Source organism: Allokutzneria oryzae, from assembly GCF_042429765.1.
GTDB classification, from domain to species: Bacteria; Actinomycetota; Actinomycetes; order Mycobacteriales; family Pseudonocardiaceae; genus Allokutzneria; species Allokutzneria oryzae.
The window spans coordinates 164,038-181,381 of the sequence record NZ_JBHLZU010000005.1; the positions used below are offsets into that span (position 1 = coordinate 164,038).

Annotated in this window: 19 protein-coding genes, 3 tRNA genes and 1 riboswitch; of the genes, 9 read left to right on the forward strand and 13 right to left on the reverse strand. The window is 69.4% G+C overall.

Annotated elements, in window-relative coordinates; genetic code table 11:
* Positions 1-10 precede the first annotated feature (10 nt).
* Together ACFFQA_RS06110 and ACFFQA_RS06115 are read left to right on the forward strand one after the other, a co-directional pair.
* Positions 11-1,705 (forward strand): MOSC domain-containing protein, encoded by a 1,695-nt coding sequence (locus ACFFQA_RS06110; protein ID WP_377850654.1) that lies wholly within the window; start codon positions 11-13, stop codon positions 1,703-1,705.
* A complete protein-coding gene (locus tag ACFFQA_RS06115; protein WP_377850655.1) occupies positions 1,702-2,571 on the forward strand; it encodes an aminoglycoside phosphotransferase family protein in 870 nt (289 codons plus the stop codon). The genes ACFFQA_RS06110 and ACFFQA_RS06115 overlap by 4 nt, the downstream gene beginning before the upstream one ends.
* A 282-nt stretch (positions 2,572-2,853) precedes the next feature.
* On the opposite strand, the gene ACFFQA_RS06120 is transcribed toward ACFFQA_RS06115, so the two are convergent.
* On the reverse strand, positions 2,854-3,339 hold the full coding sequence (locus tag ACFFQA_RS06120; RefSeq protein ID WP_377850656.1) for a DinB family protein: 486 nt from the start codon (positions 3,337-3,339) through the stop codon (positions 2,854-2,856).
* An 18-nt stretch (positions 3,340-3,357) separates the two neighbouring features.
* Positions 3,358-4,185, reverse strand: coding sequence for a bifunctional 5,10-methylenetetrahydrofolate dehydrogenase/5,10-methenyltetrahydrofolate cyclohydrolase (locus ACFFQA_RS06125; protein WP_377850803.1), 828 nt, complete (start codon positions 4,183-4,185; stop codon positions 3,358-3,360).
* A gap of 58 nt (positions 4,186-4,243) precedes the next feature.
* Positions 4,244-4,341: riboswitch (ZMP/ZTP riboswitch) on the reverse strand.
* 64 nt (positions 4,342-4,405) lie between these two features.
* Between ACFFQA_RS06125 and ACFFQA_RS06130 the strand changes: the two genes are divergently transcribed.
* Positions 4,406-5,233: an arylamine N-acetyltransferase family protein gene (locus tag ACFFQA_RS06130; protein ID WP_377850657.1), complete on the forward strand. Its 828-nt coding sequence runs from the start codon at positions 4,406-4,408 to the stop codon at positions 5,231-5,233.
* A gap of 48 nt (positions 5,234-5,281) precedes the next feature.
* On the opposite strand, the gene ACFFQA_RS06135 is transcribed toward ACFFQA_RS06130, so the two are convergent.
* Genes ACFFQA_RS06135 through ACFFQA_RS06145 form a run of 3 tightly spaced genes read right to left on the reverse strand, consistent with a single transcriptional unit; the run spans position 5,282 to position 6,788 of the window.
* Positions 5,282-5,563: a hypothetical protein gene (locus ACFFQA_RS06135; RefSeq protein WP_377850658.1), complete on the reverse strand. Its 282-nt coding sequence runs from the start codon at positions 5,561-5,563 to the stop codon at positions 5,282-5,284.
* Positions 5,560-6,537, reverse strand: coding sequence for a YihY/virulence factor BrkB family protein (locus tag ACFFQA_RS06140; RefSeq protein ID WP_377850659.1), 978 nt, complete (start codon positions 6,535-6,537; stop codon positions 5,560-5,562). Before ACFFQA_RS06140 ends, ACFFQA_RS06135 begins: the two co-directional genes overlap by 4 nt.
* A gap of 8 nt (positions 6,538-6,545) precedes the next feature.
* Positions 6,546-6,788: an acyl carrier protein gene (locus ACFFQA_RS06145; RefSeq protein WP_377850660.1), complete on the reverse strand. Its 243-nt coding sequence runs from the start codon at positions 6,786-6,788 to the stop codon at positions 6,546-6,548.
* 175 nt (positions 6,789-6,963) lie between these two features.
* Between ACFFQA_RS06145 and ctaD the strand changes: the two genes are divergently transcribed.
* The gene (gene ctaD, locus ACFFQA_RS06150; RefSeq protein ID WP_377850661.1) at positions 6,964-8,727 is read left to right on the forward strand and encodes an aa3-type cytochrome oxidase subunit I; all 1,764 of its coding nucleotides are present in this window, start codon (positions 6,964-6,966) and stop codon (positions 8,725-8,727) included.
* 13 nt (positions 8,728-8,740) lie between these two features.
* Here ctaD and ACFFQA_RS06155 read toward each other — a convergent pair whose 3' ends face one another.
* Both ACFFQA_RS06155 and ACFFQA_RS06160 read right to left on the reverse strand, forming a co-directional pair.
* Positions 8,741-9,682, reverse strand: a complete 942-nt coding sequence (locus ACFFQA_RS06155) for a sigma-70 family RNA polymerase sigma factor (RefSeq protein WP_377850662.1) — start codon at positions 9,680-9,682, stop codon at positions 8,741-8,743.
* A 109-nt stretch (positions 9,683-9,791) separates the two neighbouring features.
* Positions 9,792-10,670, reverse strand: a complete 879-nt coding sequence (locus ACFFQA_RS06160) for an SDR family oxidoreductase (protein WP_377850663.1) — start codon at positions 10,668-10,670, stop codon at positions 9,792-9,794.
* Positions 10,671-10,921: 251 nt separating this feature from the next.
* Here ACFFQA_RS06160 and ACFFQA_RS06165 point away from each other — a divergent pair, with 251 nt between their 5' ends.
* Both ACFFQA_RS06165 and ACFFQA_RS06170 read left to right on the forward strand, forming a co-directional pair.
* On the forward strand, positions 10,922-12,106 hold the full coding sequence (locus tag ACFFQA_RS06165) for a Cmx/CmrA family chloramphenicol efflux MFS transporter (RefSeq protein WP_377850664.1): 1,185 nt from the start codon (positions 10,922-10,924) through the stop codon (positions 12,104-12,106).
* A gap of 30 nt (positions 12,107-12,136) precedes the next feature.
* Positions 12,137-12,574 carry a DoxX family protein gene (locus ACFFQA_RS06170; RefSeq protein WP_377850665.1) on the forward strand — a complete coding sequence of 146 codons (438 nt, stop codon included), beginning with the start codon at positions 12,137-12,139 and terminating at the stop codon, positions 12,572-12,574.
* 34 nt (positions 12,575-12,608) lie between these two features.
* Here the strand turns inward: ACFFQA_RS06170 and ACFFQA_RS06175 are convergent, their stop codons facing one another.
* The 5 genes from ACFFQA_RS06175 to ACFFQA_RS06195 all read right to left on the reverse strand — a co-directional run bounded on the left by ACFFQA_RS06175 (position 12,609) and on the right by ACFFQA_RS06195 (position 14,110).
* Positions 12,609-13,037 carry a MarR family winged helix-turn-helix transcriptional regulator gene (locus ACFFQA_RS06175; protein ID WP_377850666.1) on the reverse strand — a complete coding sequence of 143 codons (429 nt, stop codon included), beginning with the start codon at positions 13,035-13,037 and terminating at the stop codon, positions 12,609-12,611.
* Positions 13,038-13,077: 40 nt separating this feature from the next.
* Positions 13,078-13,779 (reverse strand): DJ-1/PfpI family protein, encoded by a 702-nt coding sequence (locus ACFFQA_RS06180; RefSeq protein ID WP_377850667.1) that lies wholly within the window; start codon positions 13,777-13,779, stop codon positions 13,078-13,080.
* Positions 13,780-13,869: 90 nt separating this feature from the next.
* A tRNA-Gln gene (locus ACFFQA_RS06185) sits at positions 13,870-13,942 on the reverse strand.
* A 21-nt stretch (positions 13,943-13,963) separates the two neighbouring features.
* A tRNA-Leu gene (locus tag ACFFQA_RS06190) sits at positions 13,964-14,036 on the reverse strand.
* A gap of 1 nt (position 14,037) precedes the next feature.
* A tRNA-Leu gene (locus ACFFQA_RS06195) sits at positions 14,038-14,110 on the reverse strand.
* A 520-nt stretch (positions 14,111-14,630) separates the two neighbouring features.
* On the opposite strand from ACFFQA_RS06195, the gene trpS reads away from it, so the two are divergent.
* Positions 14,631-15,650, forward strand: a complete 1,020-nt coding sequence (gene trpS / locus ACFFQA_RS06200) for a tryptophan--tRNA ligase (protein ID WP_377850668.1) — start codon at positions 14,631-14,633, stop codon at positions 15,648-15,650.
* Here trpS and ACFFQA_RS06205 read toward each other — a convergent pair.
* On the reverse strand, positions 15,644-15,931 hold the full coding sequence (locus tag ACFFQA_RS06205; RefSeq protein ID WP_377850804.1) for a TetR/AcrR family transcriptional regulator C-terminal ligand-binding domain-containing protein: 288 nt from the start codon (positions 15,929-15,931) through the stop codon (positions 15,644-15,646). The two genes, trpS and ACFFQA_RS06205, sit on opposite strands and share 7 nt — an antisense overlap.
* 2 nt (positions 15,932-15,933) lie before the next feature.
* On the opposite strand from ACFFQA_RS06205, the gene ACFFQA_RS06210 reads away from it, so the two are divergent.
* A complete protein-coding gene (locus ACFFQA_RS06210; protein ID WP_377850669.1) occupies positions 15,934-16,065 on the forward strand; it encodes a hypothetical protein in 132 nt (43 codons plus the stop codon).
* Between the two features lie 110 nt (positions 16,066-16,175).
* Positions 16,176-17,303, forward strand: a complete 1,128-nt coding sequence (locus tag ACFFQA_RS06215) for an HNH endonuclease signature motif containing protein (RefSeq protein ID WP_377850670.1) — start codon at positions 16,176-16,178, stop codon at positions 17,301-17,303.
* Positions 17,304-17,344 lie beyond the last annotated feature (41 nt).

Consider the following 17,344-nt stretch of genomic DNA (forward strand, 5'->3'; position numbering starts at 1 on the left):
ATTTCCTCTCATGCGGCTCGACGGCGTTTTCCGGTATCCGGTGAAGGGTTTCGCGGGGCAGGCGATCCCGGAGGCGAGCCTGCTTCCCGGCAGAGGTGTGCCCTACGACAGGCAGCTCGCGGTGGCTCACGGCGGACAGGACGTCGCGGAGGACGGGGCGTGGACGTCTTGCCACGCGTTCGTGCGGTCGGGGCCGTACAAGGACCTGCCGTTGTTCGGGGTGGACTTCGACGGCTCCGCGCTGTCGATGACGCGGCCCGGCGGTGAGCCGCTGTCCGTCCCGCTCGACGACCTCTCGCGGGCCGACTCCGCGTTGGCCTCGTGGTTCCCCGGCACCGCCCCTCGGCTGGTGCGCGCGCGGAACGGGTACTGGGACTACCGCGACGCCATGGTCTCGTTGATCAACACCGCGACGATCGCCGCGCTGTCCGAGGCTGCCGGGCGCACCATCGACCCGTTGTCCTTCCGCGCCAACCTCTACGTCTCCGACATGGAGCCGTGGGCGGAGCTCGCCCTCGTTGGCAGGCGCATCCGCGTCGGTGCGGTCGAACTGGAGGTGCTTCGCCCCATCGACCGCTGCTCCACCACGTCGATCCACCCCACGACGGCCGAGGAGGTCGTCAACGTGCCCGCCCTGCTCGCCAGGGAGTTCGGGCACATCTACTGCGGTGTCTACGCCCGCGTCGTGGTGGGCGGCCGGATCGCGCCGGGCGACCCGGTCACCGACCTCGCGGCCGCCCCCGCCGCCGCACTGGACGGGACCGCGCCGGACAACGCCCCGCCTGCGCAGCACTGGCCGCGCCCGGCGCGCGTGGGGCGGCGCGTGCAGGAGAGCCCGTCGGTCATCAGCTACTGGCTGACCGATCCGCTCGCGGGTGTACGGCCGGAACCGATCGCGGGACAACACATCCGCGTGCACCACTGTGGACAGTGGCGGGCGTACACGATCTCCGCGGTCATGGGGGACCAGTTGCGCTTCAGTGTGAAGCGTGACGGGTGGATGTCGCGGCTGTTGCACGACACCGAACCGGAGGAGCTGACGATCTCCGGCCCGTTCGGCGACATGTGCCTGGACACCGAGTCGTCGCCGTTGTTGTTGGTCAGCGGGGGAATCGGCATCACCCCGATGCTGCCGATGATCCGCGCGGCGGGGGACAGGCCAGTCACGCTGCTGCACTCGGCTCGCGAGGAGTCCCCGGCGCTGTGGGCCGAGGCGAAGGCGTTCCTGCCGCCCGGCCGGGCGAGGCTGTTCGGGCGACTGGACGCGGACACCGTTGCGGCGGCGGCGACTCCGTCCAGCTCGATCTACCTGTGCGGGCCAAGGGGGTTCATGCAAGCGATGCGGGAAGCCCTTGTGCTGTCCGGGGTTCCGGACGAGCAGATCCGGCAGGAGGTCTTCGTGTCCCCGTTGACCACCGCCGGTCAGCGCACACCTCCACCTAAGCCGGGGCCGTTCCGCGTGCTGTTCGCCGACAGTGACGTTGAGGCGCAGTGGAAACCGGAGAGCGGCAGCCTGTTGGACCTCGCCGAGCAGGCCGGAGTCCCCGTGTCGTCGAGCTGCCGCGCCGGTGCTTGCGACACGTGCGTCCAGCCGTTGCGCGAAGGTTCGGCGGCGTATCTCACCGATCCGGTGATGGCGCCCGCGCGGGACCGCGTTCTGTTGTGTTGCTCGGTCCCGACGAGCGATGTGATTATCGGCGCGTGACGTGGAAGGTTGACGACCAGGTCCGGCAGCGGTTCGCGGTACGCTTCGGCCCGCAGGTGGCGGCGTGGCTCGATGCGTTGCCGGACACGGTGGACGCGTTGTGCGCGCAGTGGGAGCTGACGGTGCTGCGGGCGGTCGCGGAGGGCGGGACCTCTCGGGTCTTCCTGTGCCAGCGGGCCGATGGCGCTTCGGTGTTCCTGAAGCTCACTCCGGACCGGACGGTCGCCGAGACCGAACTGCTCGCGTTGCGGGCGTGGCGGAAGTCGCCGCACGTGGTCGATGTGCTCGCCGACGACCTCGACGCCGGAGCGCTGTTGCTGCCCGCGATCGAGCCGGGCACCACGGTCGCCGACTCGCCGGAGCTGGTGCCCGGCGAGCTGTTGGAGTCACTGCGCGATGACGTGGAGCTGCCGGTGCACGGGCTGCCGACCTTGGCGGAGCGCGTGGTGTTCCTCGGTGAGCTGAGCGCTCGGCGGTTGGCCGCGATCGGTGGCGATCCTTCGGCGCAGGCGTTGCTGGACAAGGGAGTCAGGCTCAGCGTCACGCTCGCGGACGGTGGCCGTCGCGGACTGGTGCACGGGGACCTGCACTCCGGCAACGTGTTGCGCGGACCTCGGGGTTTGGTGGCGATCGACCCGCGCGCGTGCTTGGGCGATGTCACGTTCGACCTCGTCGACTGGGTGCTCAACGGCGTCAGCTCGATGCCCGAGTTCGAGCGCCGGATCACCGCGCTCACCTCGGTTGTGTCCGATGTGGACACTGACCGGTTGCGGGCGTGGTGCTCCGCCTCCGCCGCGATGAGCGTGATCCTCGTGCTGCGCGAGGGCGGAGAGCGGACGCGGTTCCTGCTCGACCTGGCGGCGTGACGCGGCCCCCCACGCCCCCTCCGCGTCAACCCACACGCACGCGCCCCGTGCACGCGCCAACCCCCGCGCACCCGCTCCCCCGCGTCAGTCCACGCGCCCCCGCGCACCCGCGCCAACCCCCGCGCACCCGCTCCCCCGTGGGTCGGCCGGCGCGGTCGGATTTTCGCGTTTTGTAGGCTTAATGTGCAAAAGAGCGCTCTCATTTCGCATTAAGCCTACAAAACGCGAGATGAGGGGGGCGGGTGCCGATGCGGTTGTGGGGCCGAGGCGGGCGGGACGGTTCTAGTCGTCGGTGACGCCGTCGTTGAGCTCTCGGACGATGTCGAGGTGGCCGACGTGCCGCGCGTACTCCTGGAGCAGGTGGAACTGGATCCACGCCAGCGTCGGCCGGTCGTCCTCGGTGAACCGCCCGCCCGCCCGCGCCAGGTCACCGAGCCGTGCGCTCGCGGCGATCCGGCGGGAGTGCTCGCACTGCTCGCGGTAGAAGGCGATCACCTCGGCGGCGCCGACCTCGGGGTGCCATTCGGCCTCGCCGCCCCACGGCCGCTCGACCTGCTCGGCGCGGAACCCCCAGCGCATCCACCGCCGCTCCACGTAGGCGAGGTGGTTGACCAGGCCGATCGGCGTCCAGCCCGACGGCACCCTGCTGGTGCGCAGCTCCTCCTCACCGAGCCCGTCGATCTTGCTCAGCACGGTCTCGCGGTAGTGGTCGAGATACCCCGCGAGCAGCTCCGCCGCGTCGCCCAGTGTCCGTTCCGGTTCGGCCACGGTCGTCATCCGCCCCGCTCAGCCCAGGGTGGCGAAGGCGGCGGTGACCGTCTGCTCCAGCAGCAGCGCGATGGTGGTGGGGCCGACGCCGCCGGGGACCGGGGTGATCAGCGAGGCGTGCGGGAGCGCCTCGTCGAAGGCCACGTCGCCGACGTTGCCCTCGTTGTAGCCCGCGTCGATCACCACCGCGCCCGGCTTGAGCCAGTCGCCGCGCACGAACTCGGCGCGGCCCACAGCCGCGACCACGATGTCGGCGGTGCGCACGATCGACGGCAGGTCCTTGGTCCTGGAGTGGCAGACCGTGACCGTCGCGTCCCGGGCGAGCAGCAGCATCGCGGCGGGCTTGCCGAGGATCGGGCTGCGGCCGATGACCACCGCGTGCTTGCCGCTGGGGTCCACGTCGTAGGCGTCGAGCAGTCGCATGATGCCGCCCGGCGTGCACGAGGCGAAACCCTTCTCCTTGAACGCCATCGCCGCGAAGGAGTGCATTGTGACGCCGTCGACGTCCTTCTCCGCCGCGATCGCCTCGAAGGCCGCGCGCTCGTCGATGTGCGCGGGAACCGGGTGCTGCAACAGGATTCCGTGCACCGTCGGGTCCGCGGAGAGCTCGCGGATCGTCGCGACCAGCTGCTCGGTGGTGGTCTCCTCGGGCAGCGGCACGTGGTGGGAGGTGATACCCGCCTTGGCGCAGCGGTTGCGCTTCATCTTCACGTAGGTCACCGAGGCCGGGTCGTCGCCGACCAGCACGGTGGCCAGGCAGGGCTTGGTGCCGGTGCGGCGCTCGAACTCGGCGGCGCGGTCCGCGGTCGTCCTGACGATCTCGGCGGCCAGCTCGGTGCCGGACATCAGGCGGGCGGCGAGCGTTTCGGTCACGGGGGCTCCCTGGGTGGCGGTCGTCACTGTCGCGGATCACCCAGGCGCGCGGCTCGGACCAGCAGGGTCGCGCTGGTCAGGCCGCTCCCCGGTGGTGCACCACCTTCAGCGCCAGTCACGGCCTCCCGCCAGCTTACGCCAGCTGGCGAACGAGGTTGACCTCCAGTGTGGTTGAGGTGCGAGGCTCGGTGCCATGAGCACAGTGACCGAGCCGGTCGGCAAGACCGACGAGTGGAACCGCGACGCCACGGACGTCGCCGCCTACCTCGCCCGCACCGGGCACGCGAACGTCGCCGCGCCGACGGCGGACGCGCTGCGCTCCCTGTGCGAGGCGCACGTGCGCGCGATCCCGTTCGAGAACATCGACGTGGTTCTCGGCAGGCACGCGGGCATCGACGTCGGAGTGGTCAACGCCAAGCTGCTCGGCCGCGACCGCGGAGGGTACTGCTACGAACACGAGATGCTGTTCTCCGGTGTCCTGGAACGGCTCGGCTACCAGGTTCGGAGATTGATCGCGCGAGTCCAGCCCGACCGGCCGGGGCCGCACACGCACATGATGCTCGTGGTGCGCGCCGAGGGGCAGGACTACCTCACCGACATCGGGTTCGGCGCGGGCATGCTGCACCCCATGCCCCTGCGGGACGGCGCGATCGTCGACCAGGCGGGGTGGGAGCACCGCCTGGACGAGGACAACGGCTGGTGGACGCTGTCCAAGCGCGTTGGCGACGAGTGGGAGGTGCTGTACGGCTTCGACCTGGTCGAGCGGCGGCGCGTCGACTACGAGGTCGCCCACCACTACACCTCGACCCACCCGCGTTCGCCGTTCACCGGGCAGGTGGTGGTGATGCGGCTGGAGCGCGGCGTCAGCCGCCGCCTCGTCGGGAACGAGCTCACCGTCGAGCTCACCGACGGAACGACCACGACAACCAAGATCACCGCCGACGAGCTGGACGCCACGCTCCGCGGGCTCGGCGTGGTGCTGACCGCGGAGGAGCTCTCCGCGCTGCGCGCAACCTGGTAAAGGGAGACGGCGGGCTCCTTGTCGGGGAGTGGAGCCCGCCGTCAGCTCTCACTTCTTGCGCTGCACCAAGCGCCGAAGGATCGACAGTGCGCCGAGGCCCATCAACGCGGCTTGGAGCGGATGCCTGCGGGCCTCGGCCATGATCTTCTTCACCTTGCCGGAGACCTCGGGCGGGAGCTTCGACAGGCCGGTGTCGACCTGCTCGCTCACCTTGTCCTTCACCTCGGTCGCCTTCTCCCGCAAGGACTCCGCCTCCTCGTGGGCCTTCTTCCGCACTTCCTCGGTCTTGTTCTCGTGCTTGGACTGCGCAGCGTGCTGCGGTGTGCTCATCGGTCGCTCCTTTCCGTTGGGGGCTCGGGGTTCTCACGCGCGGGCAGGATGGGCTCCCGGTCCGCGGGCTCGCCCGCCTCGATCCGTTGGCCGCGGGCGAGCTCGGCGTTGAACTCCGCGCCGAGCAGCACGGCGATGTTGGTGATCCACAACCACACCAGGAAGCTGATCACCCCGCCGAGCGAGCCGTAGGTCTTGTTGTAGGAGGCGAAGTTCGCCAGGTAGAGCGCGAAGCCGAAGGAGGCAAGCAGCCAGAGCGCGACGGCGAGCACGCCGCCAGGGCTCAACCACCGGAACCGCGGTCCCGGGTGCCGCACATTGGGCGCGGCCCAGTACAGCAACGCGAACGCGAAGCTCACCAAGAGCACGATCACCGGCCACTTGGCGATGTCCCACACGAGGACCGCGGTGGAGCCGATGCCGAGAGCCTGCCCGAGCTGTTCGGCGATCGCGCCCGTGGTGACCACGCCCAAGGCGGACAGCGCCAAGAGCGCCACGATCGTTGTCGTCAGGCCGAGACGCAACAGCAGGGTCTTCCACAGCGGGCGGCCCTCTTCGGCTTCGTAGACCGCGTTGGAAGCACGCATGAACGCGCCGATGTAGGCCGACGCCGACCAGAGCGCGCCCGCGACACCGATCACCGCGAGTGGCCACGCGGCGGCCTGGTTCCGCTGGAGCTCGGCCAGTGCTGTCAGCAGGATCTCGCGTCCCTGGCCGGGAACGAGCGCCTTGATGATGTCCACCAACGACTGCGTTGCCTCCGGCCCGAGCAGGCCGAGCACGGCCGTGATGACGAGCAACCCGGGAAACAGGGACAGCACCGCGTAGTAGGTCAGCGCGGCGGCCCAGTCGTTGAGGTTGTCCTTGCTGAACCCCGCCATCGTCCGCTTGAGCACCGCCATCCACGACCGCTTGGGGAGCTCCGTGGGGCTGTCCGGTTGCACGTGGCTCGGTGGGAAGCCGTGGCGCGCCATGGACGAACTCAACTCACCGCGGGACCGGACGCCGATGTCTCAGCGTGGTCCCTGATGTACTCGCGGCACTGCTTGGCCCGATTCGAGTCCTCAGCCATCACCTTGCGGAAGAAGGCGGCGATGTCCTTCCTGCCCGCGTTCTCGGCGTCACGGACGTACTGGCCGTAGTCGTGTCCCGCCTTCAAGGAGTGGTACTGCAAGGACACGAGGTCGTAGGTCACGTCGTCGAACCCGGTTTCTCCGGTGGCCATGCCGGTCTCCTTTCTTCTCACGGGCACGTCACCTGCCTGGTACCCCGAGCGAGCCCGGGCAACCACGCGGAGTTCGTGCTTGGGACGAACCGGTGGCCGCGACAGGTGACCGTTTGCCGCCACCCGCTTTGGGTACGCACGCGGCGAACCGTCCGCCACAGCTGTGGGGGGAGACATGACTCGGATCGTCGCCACTCCGGTGCCCACTCGTCCTGGGGCGCGTGGGCGCGGAGCAGGGAAGGGCTCGGTCCTGCTCGGGCTGTTGCGCACCACCGACCACAAGCAGATCGGCCTGATGTACATCGTGACCGCCTTCGGGTTCTTCCTGCTGGGCGGGCTGATGGCGATGCTGATGCGCGCCGAGCTGGCCCTCCCCGGGCTCCAGTTCCTCTCGCAGGAGCAGTACAACCAGCTGTTCACCATGCACGGCACGGTGATGCTGCTGCTGTACGCGACGCCGATCCTCTTCGGCTTCGCCAACTTCGTCCTGCCGCTGCAGATCGGCTCACCCGATGTCGCCTTCCCCCGGCTGAACGCCTTCTCGTACTGGCTGTTCCTGCTCGGCGGGATCATCACGGTCAGCGGGTTCCTCACCCCCGGCGGGGCGGCCGACTTCGGCTGGTTCGCCTACACGCCGCTGTCGACGGCGACCCACTCGCCCGGGATCGGGGCCAACCTGTGGAACACAGGGCTGATCGTCAGCGGCCTCGGCACGATCCTGGCCGCGGTCAACATGATCACCACGGTGATCTGCCTGCGCGCGCCGGGCATGACGATGTGGCGGATGCCGATCTTCACCTGGAACATCCTGCTGACCAGCGTCCTGGTGCTGATGGCGTTCCCGATCCTGACCGCGGCGTTGTTCGGGCTGTTCGCCGACCGGCTGCTCGGGGCGCACGTGTTCGACCCGGCCAACGGCGGTTCGATCCTGTGGCAGCACCTGTTCTGGTTCTTCGGCCACCCCGAGGTCTACATCGTGGCGCTGCCGTTCTTCGGCATCGTCTCCGAGATCTTCCCGGTGTTCAGCCGCAAGCCGCTGTTCGGCTACAAGGGCCTGGTCTGGGCCACCTTCGCCATCACAGCACTGTCCATTGTGGTCTGGGCGCACCACATGTTCGCCACCGGCGCCGTGCTGCTGCCGTTCTTCTCACTGACGTCCTTCCTGATCGCCGTGCCGACCGGGATCAAGTTCTTCAACTGGATCGGCACGATGTGGAAGGGGCAGCTCACCTTCGAGACGCCCATGCTGTTCAGCGTCGGGTTCCTGGCGACGTTCCTGCTCGGCGGTCTGTCCGGTGTCCTGCTGGCCTCACCCGCACTCGACTGGCACGTCACCGACACCTACTTCGTGGTGGCGCACTTCCACTACGTGCTGTTCGGGACGATCGTGTTCGCCACCTTCGGGGGCATCTACTTCTGGTTCCCGAAGATGACCGGCCGGATGATGGACGAGCCGCTGGGCAAGCTGCACTTCTGGACGACCTTCATCGGCTTCCACCTGACGTTCCTGGTGCAGCACTGGCTCGGCGCGTCGGGGATGCCCCGCCGCTACGCGGACTACCTGCCCAGCGACGGCTTCACCGGCATGAACATGGTGTCGAGCATCGGCGCGTTCCTGCTCGGCGCGTCGATGCTGCCGTTCCTGTGGAACGTGGCGAAGAGCTACCGCTACGGCGAGATCGTGACCGTGGACGACCCCTGGGGCTACGGCAACTCCCTGGAGTGGGCGACCACGTGCCCGCCGCCGCGGCACAACTTCACCGAGCTGCCCAGGATCCGTTCCGAGCGCCCCGCGTTCGAGCTGCACTACCCGCACGTGGTCGAGCGCTTCCGCGCCGAGGCGCACGTCGGCGGCAAGGGCCGCCCTGCTCCCTCCGAAACCGCCGCCGACGCCACCCGGGAGGAGACGGAGCGCGGAGACGACGCGCGCGACCGATGAGGACGGGCGCAGGTCAGCTCGCCCACGCCCGCAGCGGCTGACAGTGCTCGGGCTCCCGCAACCACCGCATGGACTCCTTCTCCAGCTGGCGGATCCGTTCACGGGTCAGGCCGAGCTCGTCGGCCACCTCCTGCAGCGTGCGCTGCCGACCGTCGTCGAGGCCGTAGCGCAGGGTCATGATCCGGGCCTGGCGCGCCGGCAGGGAGTCCACCAGCTCGCGCAGCCGCGCCGCGAACTGCTGGTGCTCCACCAGCTCCTGCGCGCTCGCCGACTCGGAGTCCTCCAGGAGGTCACCGAACACGGTGTCGCCGTCCTCACCGATCGGGGTCTCCAAGCTGACCACGCTGCGGCCGATGCGGCGCAGCTCCGCCACGCGCTCCGGCGCGACGTCGGCCTCCTCGGCGATCTCCTCCACGCTCGGGTCGCGGTTGAGCTTCAGGCCGAGCTGTCGCTCGACCCTGCGCACCTTGGACAGCTGCTCCACCACGTGCACCGGCAGCCGCACCGTCCGGCCCTGCTCGGCGACGCCGCGCGTGATCGCCTGGCGGATCCACCAGGTCGCGTAGGTGGAGAACTTGTAGCCCTTGGCGTAGTCGAACTTCTTGACCGCGTGGATCAGGCCCAGGTTGCCCTCCTGCACCAGGTCCAGGAACGGCATCTCGTGGTAGGTGTACTTCTTCGCGATCGACACCACCAGGCGCAGGTTCGCCCGGACCATGTGGTCCATCGCGGCGCGTCCCTGGTCGGCGACCACGCGCAGCTCGTCCGCGCGTTCGCCGGTGGCGGCCGGCAGCAGCTGCTCGGCGTAGACCCCGGCCTCGATGCGCTTGGCCAGGTCCACCTCCTGCTCGGCGGTGAGCAGGGGGGTCGAACCCACCTGGTTCAGATACCTGCGCACCAGGTCCGGCTCGGGGGCCGAGGCGCTCTGACGGAGGGTGCCGCTGGTCACTGTCATGATCATCTCCTCGGTCCTGATCGGGGCGCGGGCATGCGTCAGCCCGCCGCGATTGCAGATCTGACAAGGTGTCTTGTTCAACAATCCCGGACCGTGGACAATTCCCGGCTCAGCCGAGCAGCCGCACCAGCTCCGCGCGGTGGTCGGCGGCCACCTCGGCCGCGTTCCTCGGCGCGGCGACGCCGAGCTCGGCGAGCCGGTCGGCGCGCAACGTCGCCCGGAGCGGCCGGTTCGGCCATTCGGGGCGCGGCGTGGTCCGCACGAGCTCCGGTGACAGCCCGACGGTCTCGGCCAGCAGGCGCGACCACGCGTACTTGGTGCAGGTCTGCTCCGGCGCGATGTGCACGACCCCGGCGCTGCCCGCCTCGATCAGCTCCGCGAAGCAGCGGGCGACGTCGGCGACGAGCGCGGGCTGCCTGATCTCCTCGTCGTCGGCGAGGACCTGGTCACCGCGCGCGAGCGTGGCCAGCACCTGCGCGGGCCAGGTCGGGCGCGGTACGGACCCCAGCCCGTAGAGCAGCGGCACCCGCACGACCAGGGTGGACTCCTGCCGCGCCGCCGCCTGTTCGGCGGCGAGCTTGGACCGGCCGTACGCCTGGGCGGGTGCGGGCGAGTCGGTCTCGCGGTAGCCGCCCTCGCCGGTACCCGCGAAGACCCAGTCCGTGGACACGTGCACCACGCGCGCGCCGACCTCAGCTGCCTGTTCCGTGACCAGCTCGGTGCCGACCACGTTGACCAGTCGCGCCCTGTCGGGGTCCTTCTCGCACAGCGCGACGTCGGGGATGGCGGCGCAGTGCACGACCACGTCCGGGCGAGTCCTGCCGAACACCTCGGCGACCGACTCGGCGCTGGTGATGTCCAGCCGTTCCCCGCCGCTGTGGTTCTTGTTGTGGTGGCAGGGGATCACGGTGTGCCCGGCGGCTTCGAGGCGCTCCCGCACAGCCGCGCCGAGCAGTCCGCTGGAGCCGGTGATCAGGACTCGGGTCATGGTGCCAGGGTAAAGGCGTCGTGCTCGGCGATGGGATCTGCTAGCGTCCCGCCTCGTGTCGAGCCCCGAGGCCTCAAGAGCCTAGCCACCGGTCATCCGGTGGCTGCTCGCGTGCGCTCACACAGCGACTCCCATCGGATCACCGCGTCGTGGACCGCGGTCGACTCCTCCTTCATCAGGTTCTCCTGTCTCTTTGGCGTTCCCGCGGTCCTTTTCCGGGTTGACCTCCGAATTCACAGGGAGTACCTGTCGTGCCCTTCGCTGTCTACGTGCTGGGGTTGGCCGTCTTCGCCATCAGCACGTCCGAGTTCATGTTGTCCGGCCTCGTGCCGGCCATCGCCACTGACCTCGCGGTGTCCATTCCGGACGCCGGAATGCTCACCTCCGCCTTCGCCATCGGCATGGTGTTCGGCGGACCACTGCTCGCGGTGCTGACGATGCGGTGGGAGAGACGCCGCGCGCTCGCGGCGTTCCTCGTGACCTTCGCGGTCGTGCACGTCGTCGGCGCCGTTTCCTCCGACTACGCCGTGCTGCTGGTGACCCGCGTGCTCGGCGCACTCGCCTGTGCCGGGTTCTGGGCGGTGGCGGCGGTCTCCGCGATCGGCATGGTCGGTGAGAACGCCAAGGCCCGTGCGATGTCCGTCGTGGTCGGCGGGACCACCCTCGCCTGCGTCGCCGGAGTGCCCGGTGGCGCGTTCCTCGGCCAGCACTGGGGCTGGCGGTCGGCGTTCTGGGCGGTCGCGGTGCTGTCCGCGTTGTCCGTCGTCGCGGTGCTGGCCACGTTGCCGCCGAGCAGGCCGGAACCCCCGGTGCGCATCGAGTGGAAACCGTTGTTCGCCAAGCCGCTTCTGGTGGCGTACGCGCTCAACGCCCTGATCCAGGGTGCGACGTTCTGCACGTTCACCTATCTCGCCCCGCTGGTGACCGAGGTCGCGGGGCTCGGAGAGGGCTGGGTCCCCGTCATGCTCGTGCTGTTCGGTGTCGGCTCCTTCATCGGGATCACCGTGGGCGGCCGCATCGCCGACGCCCGCCCTGGGCTGGTGCTCCTGGTGGGCATGATCGCCCTCACCCTCGGCTGGACCGTGCTCGCGCTGACCGGTGGCAGCGGGATCGCGACGGTGGCGCTGGTGTTCATCCAGGGGCTGCTCGCCTTCGGCATCGCGCCCGTGCTCACCTCGCGGGTGTTCTACCTGGCCAAGGCGGCTCCGGCGCTCGCGGGCGGGTTCAGCACCGCCGCGTTCAACGTCGGCAACACCGTCGGCCCTTGGCTCGGCGGTGTGGTGATCGACGCCGGGCTCGGTTTCCGGTCACCGGTGTGGGTCAGCGCGCTGATGATGGTCCTCGCGTTGGGCGTGCTCGCGGTGAGCCGGAAAAAGTCCGCCGACACAGTCCGGCGACCTGTCGATCCCGGCGTCTCCCGTTCGACGCAGGGGTAGGGAAGGAAACGAACAGGGAGGACAGCGGTCATGTCTGGAGACTCGAACACGCAGGTCAGCGCTCGTCGCATCACCAAGGAGAAGCTGGACGCGGGGGTGCTCGCCGCGGTGCGCGTCGTCGTGTCGTTCCTGTTCCTCTGCCACGGCGGCCAGGGCCTGTTCGGCTGGTTCGGCGGCATCGACACCGCCGGTACCGCCGTCCCGTTCGGTTCGTGGCCCGGCTGGTGGGGCAGCGTGTTCGAGCTGGTCGGCGGCCTGCTGGTGCTCCTCGGCCTGTTCACGAGGCCGGCGGCCGTGCTGTGCTCGGGTGTGATGGCCTACGCCTACTTCACCGTGCACCAGCCGATGGCGCTGCACCCGATCCAGAACATGGGTGAGCTGGCAGCGGTCTACAGCTGGGTGTTCCTGCTGATCGCGGTGCTCGGGCCGGGGGCGTACGCCCTGGATCGGGTTCTGCGGCGCGGGTGACCGACGGGACGTGCCGCGCTGGGCGCCGACGCGCCTAGCGCGGCACGTTCGTGAGTGTCCGGATCACCGCGCCGCGCAAGGCTTCCGGCTGGCCGGGCTCCAAAGCGGCGAGGAACTCGCGGTCCAGCTCGGCCACCACCACCCGGGCCTTGGCGAGCAGGTCCCGGCCCCGGTCGGTGAGGTCCAGCCGTGCGGGGTGCCCGTGCCCGGCGAGCGTGCGCCGGACCGAGCCCTGCTCCTCCAGCATGAGGACGGTGGCGCGCATGCTCTGGGTGGTGATCCCCGCACGGCGGGCGAGGTCGCTGTAGGAGACCTCCGGGTTCTGCGAGATGTGGCCGAGCGCCCCGAGGTGCCGCATCGTCAGGTCGATCTCGGCGAGCGCCGCCTCCGTCCGTCGTTGCAGCTCGCGCCCGGCGGCGATCAGCAGCATCACGGTCGACGACGTGATATCACCCTCGGCCACCCGGACACTCCCCACTCGCGGTTCCAGCCGCGCAAGTGTCTCAGGCGCGCACGCCCATGCGCTCCGCGGCGCGCTCGGTGACTTCCCGGTAGCCCTTGAGCATCCCGGCGGAGAAGTCGAGCGTCCGCCGCGTCAGCTCGGGCCCGGCCAGCTCGGGGGTGCCGACGCCGAACAGCGGCTTCGGCGCGTACTCGGTGCCGAGCTCGGCCATCTTCGCCAGGTCGTCGCCGTGCAAGGCCTGGAGCAGCCGGAAGCCGACCTCGTGGCTGCCCGTCGCGGGGCCGGCGGTGATGCGGTTGCGGTCCTCGACCACGTTCCCGTGCGCCGGCACCGCCCCGACCAGGGCGAGCTGGTCGTGGCACTGGAAGTTCGTGGTCGCCCGGTACCCGCGCATCAGCCCCGCCGCGCCCAGCAGCAGCGACCCCGCGCACACGCCGGCGACCCACCGCGCGCGGGCTCCCCGGTCGGCGAGGAACGCCAGGGTCTCGGCGTCCTCGAAGACCTGCGCGGGCACGGCGCCCGCGAAGAGCACGTCCAGGTCGGCGGGGCAGTCGTCGAAGGTGGTCGTGGCGCGGGTGGGGAAGTGCGGCAGGCCCGCGATCTCGTCCCGGTTCTTCCACACCAGGTGCACGTTCGCGCCCGGCAGCATGCTGATCACCGCGTGGAAGCCGACCACGTCGATCTGCATGAAGCCGGGACACACCAGGATCGCGATCTCCAGGGGGCGGGACTGGTCGGTCATGGCGCTCCTCTCGTCGAAGGTGCAGTCAAACTAACAGCCAGACTGCAACCTCGGCAATCGCGTCGCCCGAGGAGGGGTTCGTGGACGTCGCTGCCCGTCGAGGGTTCGAACCTCGGTCTCCGGAGCCAGAATCCGGTGTCCTTGCCAGCTGGACCAACGGGCATTGTCGCTGTCGTGACAGCCGTGCCCCCACCAGGATTCGAACCTGGACCGGACGCGTCCTGAACGCGTTGCCTCTGCCGTTGGGCTATGGGGGCGTGCGGTTCCGGGGAGTCGAACCCCGACTGGCCTGGCTCTCGACCAGGTGCCTCTTCCGTTGGGCTAGAACCGCGGGAACCCTTGGCGGACAAGGGTTCTTGTCGGATGCCCGCGAGTCGAACGCGGTGTCTTCCGCTCCCAAAGCGGATGGGTTGCCGTCTCCCTCGCATCCGTTGCGCGCAAAGAAAAACCGCCCTGTCCGGACTCCCGGCGGGCGGCTCCCTCGCTGTGACGACGTGCGTCAGGGTGGGGAGGCCGCGCCGGGCAGCAGCTGCTGCGGCAGCGGAAGGGAGGACGGGAGCTGTCGTTGCTGACGGGTGTTCGTCATGGCTGCCTCCTCCGCTTGGTCGTGTGGTCACATCGTCGCCACGGCCGGAGGTGAGCGGCAACCCCTTTTTGTCGACTGTGCGCCTCGGCGGGTGTAACCTCGCCCCATGCTTCGCTCGTCGTGCCTGTGCTGGTGGCGCTCCACTTAGGAGCGGCACCCCTCACGCACGACCTGGGCCGTTCGGATGGACGGCCCTTTTTCGTTCCCTGGTTCGGGATGCGGTCGCCGTTCGGACGCCCGCCCACCCACCGAACAGGAGAACGTCATGACCAGCGCGCTACTGGAGAAGTCCGTCATGGAGGCCCCCCACCGGTTCCGGGTGCTCACCGGGGACCGGCCCACCGGGCGGCTGCACCTCGGGCACTACTTCGGCACGCTGCACAACCGGATCCGCTTGCAGAACCTCGGCGTCGAGGTGTTCCTGATCATCGCCGACTACCAGGTGCTGACCGACCGCGACGTCGCCGACAGGCTCACCGAGCACGTCGAGGAGCTGGTGCTGGACTACCTCGCCATCGGCTTCGACCCCAGTCGTGGCACGGTGTTCGCCCACAGCGCGGTGCCCGCGCTCAACCAGCTGCTGCTGCCCTTCCTCAGCCTGGTCTCGATCGCCGAGCTCGGCCGCAACCCCACGGTCAAGGACGAGATCGCCCACTCTCGCCAGTCCGCGGTCAGCGGACTGATGTTCACCTACCCGGCCCACCAGGCCGCGGACATCCTGTTCTGCAAGGCGAACCTCGTCCCGGTCGGCCAGGACCAGCTGCCGCACCTGGAGCTCACCAGGACCATCGCCCGCCGCTTCAACGACCGCTACGGCCGGGTCTTCCCGGAGCCGGAGGCGCTGCTGTCGGCCGCGCCGCTGCTGCTGGGCACCGACGGCACGAAGATGAGCAAGAGCCGGGGCAACGCGATCTCGTTGTCCGCCACCGCCGACGAGACCGCCCGGCTGGTCCGGGGCGCGAAGACCGACGCCGAAAGGCACATCACCTACGACCCGGACACCCGCCCCGAGGTCTCCAGCCTCGTGCTTCTGGCTGCACTGTGCGGGAATCGCGATCCGCACGAGGTCGCCGCGGAGATCGGCTCCGGCGGCGCGGCCGCGTTGAAGAAGACCGTCACCGAAGCGGTCAACGAGTACCTGGCGCCGATCCGGGCTCGTCGTGCGGACCTCGCGCGGGACCGCGGCTACCTCCGGCAGGTCCTCCGCGAGGGCAACGAGCGCGCCAACGCCATCGCCGACAAGACCCTCGCGGAGGTGCGCCACGCCATGCGGAGCCTCTACTGAGGGCAGTGCGGCCGTGTCCAGCTTCGCTCGGTTTGTTCTTGCACAGCAAGGACAGCCGCGCGATCACCGGACCGAGGGTTAGCTCCACGGGGCAGCTCGCCACGGGTGACGGCGCGGTCGAGCACGGCGGTCACGCACTCCTGCTCGCTCGCGACGAAGATCTCGTGGAACCAGGCAGCCTGGCGCGAGCCGGCGAGGAGATCGGCGGGCAGGCCGAGCACGGCGGCCAGCGCCGTTGGTCCGGACAGGCTCGCGGCGATGCGTTGGTACCGCGAGCAGATCGGTGCGCAGCGCGCCGGTGTCCTTGGGAACCGTCACGGTCAGGCTGCCGGAGGGCGGCCTGTTCGAGCCCTCAACGGGTACCGCGATCCTTGGCGGCTTCGGTGTGCTGCTGGCGGTGGTCCCGGCGCGTTGATCACCCGCGTCACCGTCGTGACGAAGTTCCTTTTCCATAGCGGGAAAATTGTCGCCGCATTTCACCCTATAGGGCCATGATCACTATTCTCAGCGCGATAGAATAAGAATATGACCCCCGACGAGACCCTCGACGCAATCGAGGACGCTTACCGCGCGGTGAATCACGCGCACGCGGTCCTGGCACGGCATCTCGCCGAATTGGTGGTCAGCACGGATTTCGCCGAATACCCCTACCTCGGTGACGAGGTCGGCGCTCTGCTGTCGATTTCCTCGCGCAAGGCCAGCACCCTGATCAACCACGCCGAGAACCTCGCCTCCCGCCCCGCCGTCCTCGCCGCCCTGGAAGAGGGCCGGATCGACCAAGGCAAAGCCCTGTTGATCGTGGACCAACTGGATCCCCTCACCGCTGTGCAGGCGGAGATCGTGGAAGCGGTACTGATCGAGTACGCCCGCACCCACCACTACAGCCGGATCCGCCAGCACGCCCAACGCCTGATCGCCAAGCTCGACCCCGCAGCAGCCGCCCGGCGGCACGAGGAGAAGAAGCGCACCCGCCGGGTGGAGAAGCTCAACCTTGATGACGCGATGTGCGCGTTGCGGTTCGAGTTCACCGCGCTCCAAGGCGCCCTGGTGTGGGATCGGATCGACCGCATCGCCCGAGGCCTCGGCGGCGATGAGCGCACCATGGACCAGCGCCGCGCCGATGTCGCGTTCGACCTGCTGATGGGCAAGGAGACCGGAGCCCCGCAGGGCGAGGTGAAGGTCCTGGTCACCCTCCCCGCCACCACGCTGATGGGCATGGATCAGGAACCCGGGATGCTCGCCGGGTACGGGCCGATTCCCGCAGACGTGGCCCGCGATATCGCCGCCGGAGGCACGTGGAAGCGGATTCTCACCGACCCGGTGACCGGGGTGGCGGTGGATGTGGGGCGGACGAACTACCGGCCCTCAGCCGCCCTCGCCGACCTAGTCCGGGCGCGGGATGTCACCTGCGTGGCCATTGGGTGCAGGCAACCGGCGCACCGGTGCGATCTGGATCATTGCGAACCTTTCGACGGCACCAACACGGTCGCGGATGATCTGGGTCCGAAATGCCGACGGCATCACGTGATGAAACATCACACCCGGTGGAAACGAACGCAGCTCCCCGGCGGTATCCACATCTGGACGACCCCGATGGGACGCACCTATGTCCGTGAACCGGAACCGATAGCGGATCCCGCTCCACCGTTTTAATACTCGCTAGCCCGCCACCATTCCAAGGTGAGCGGGCTGGA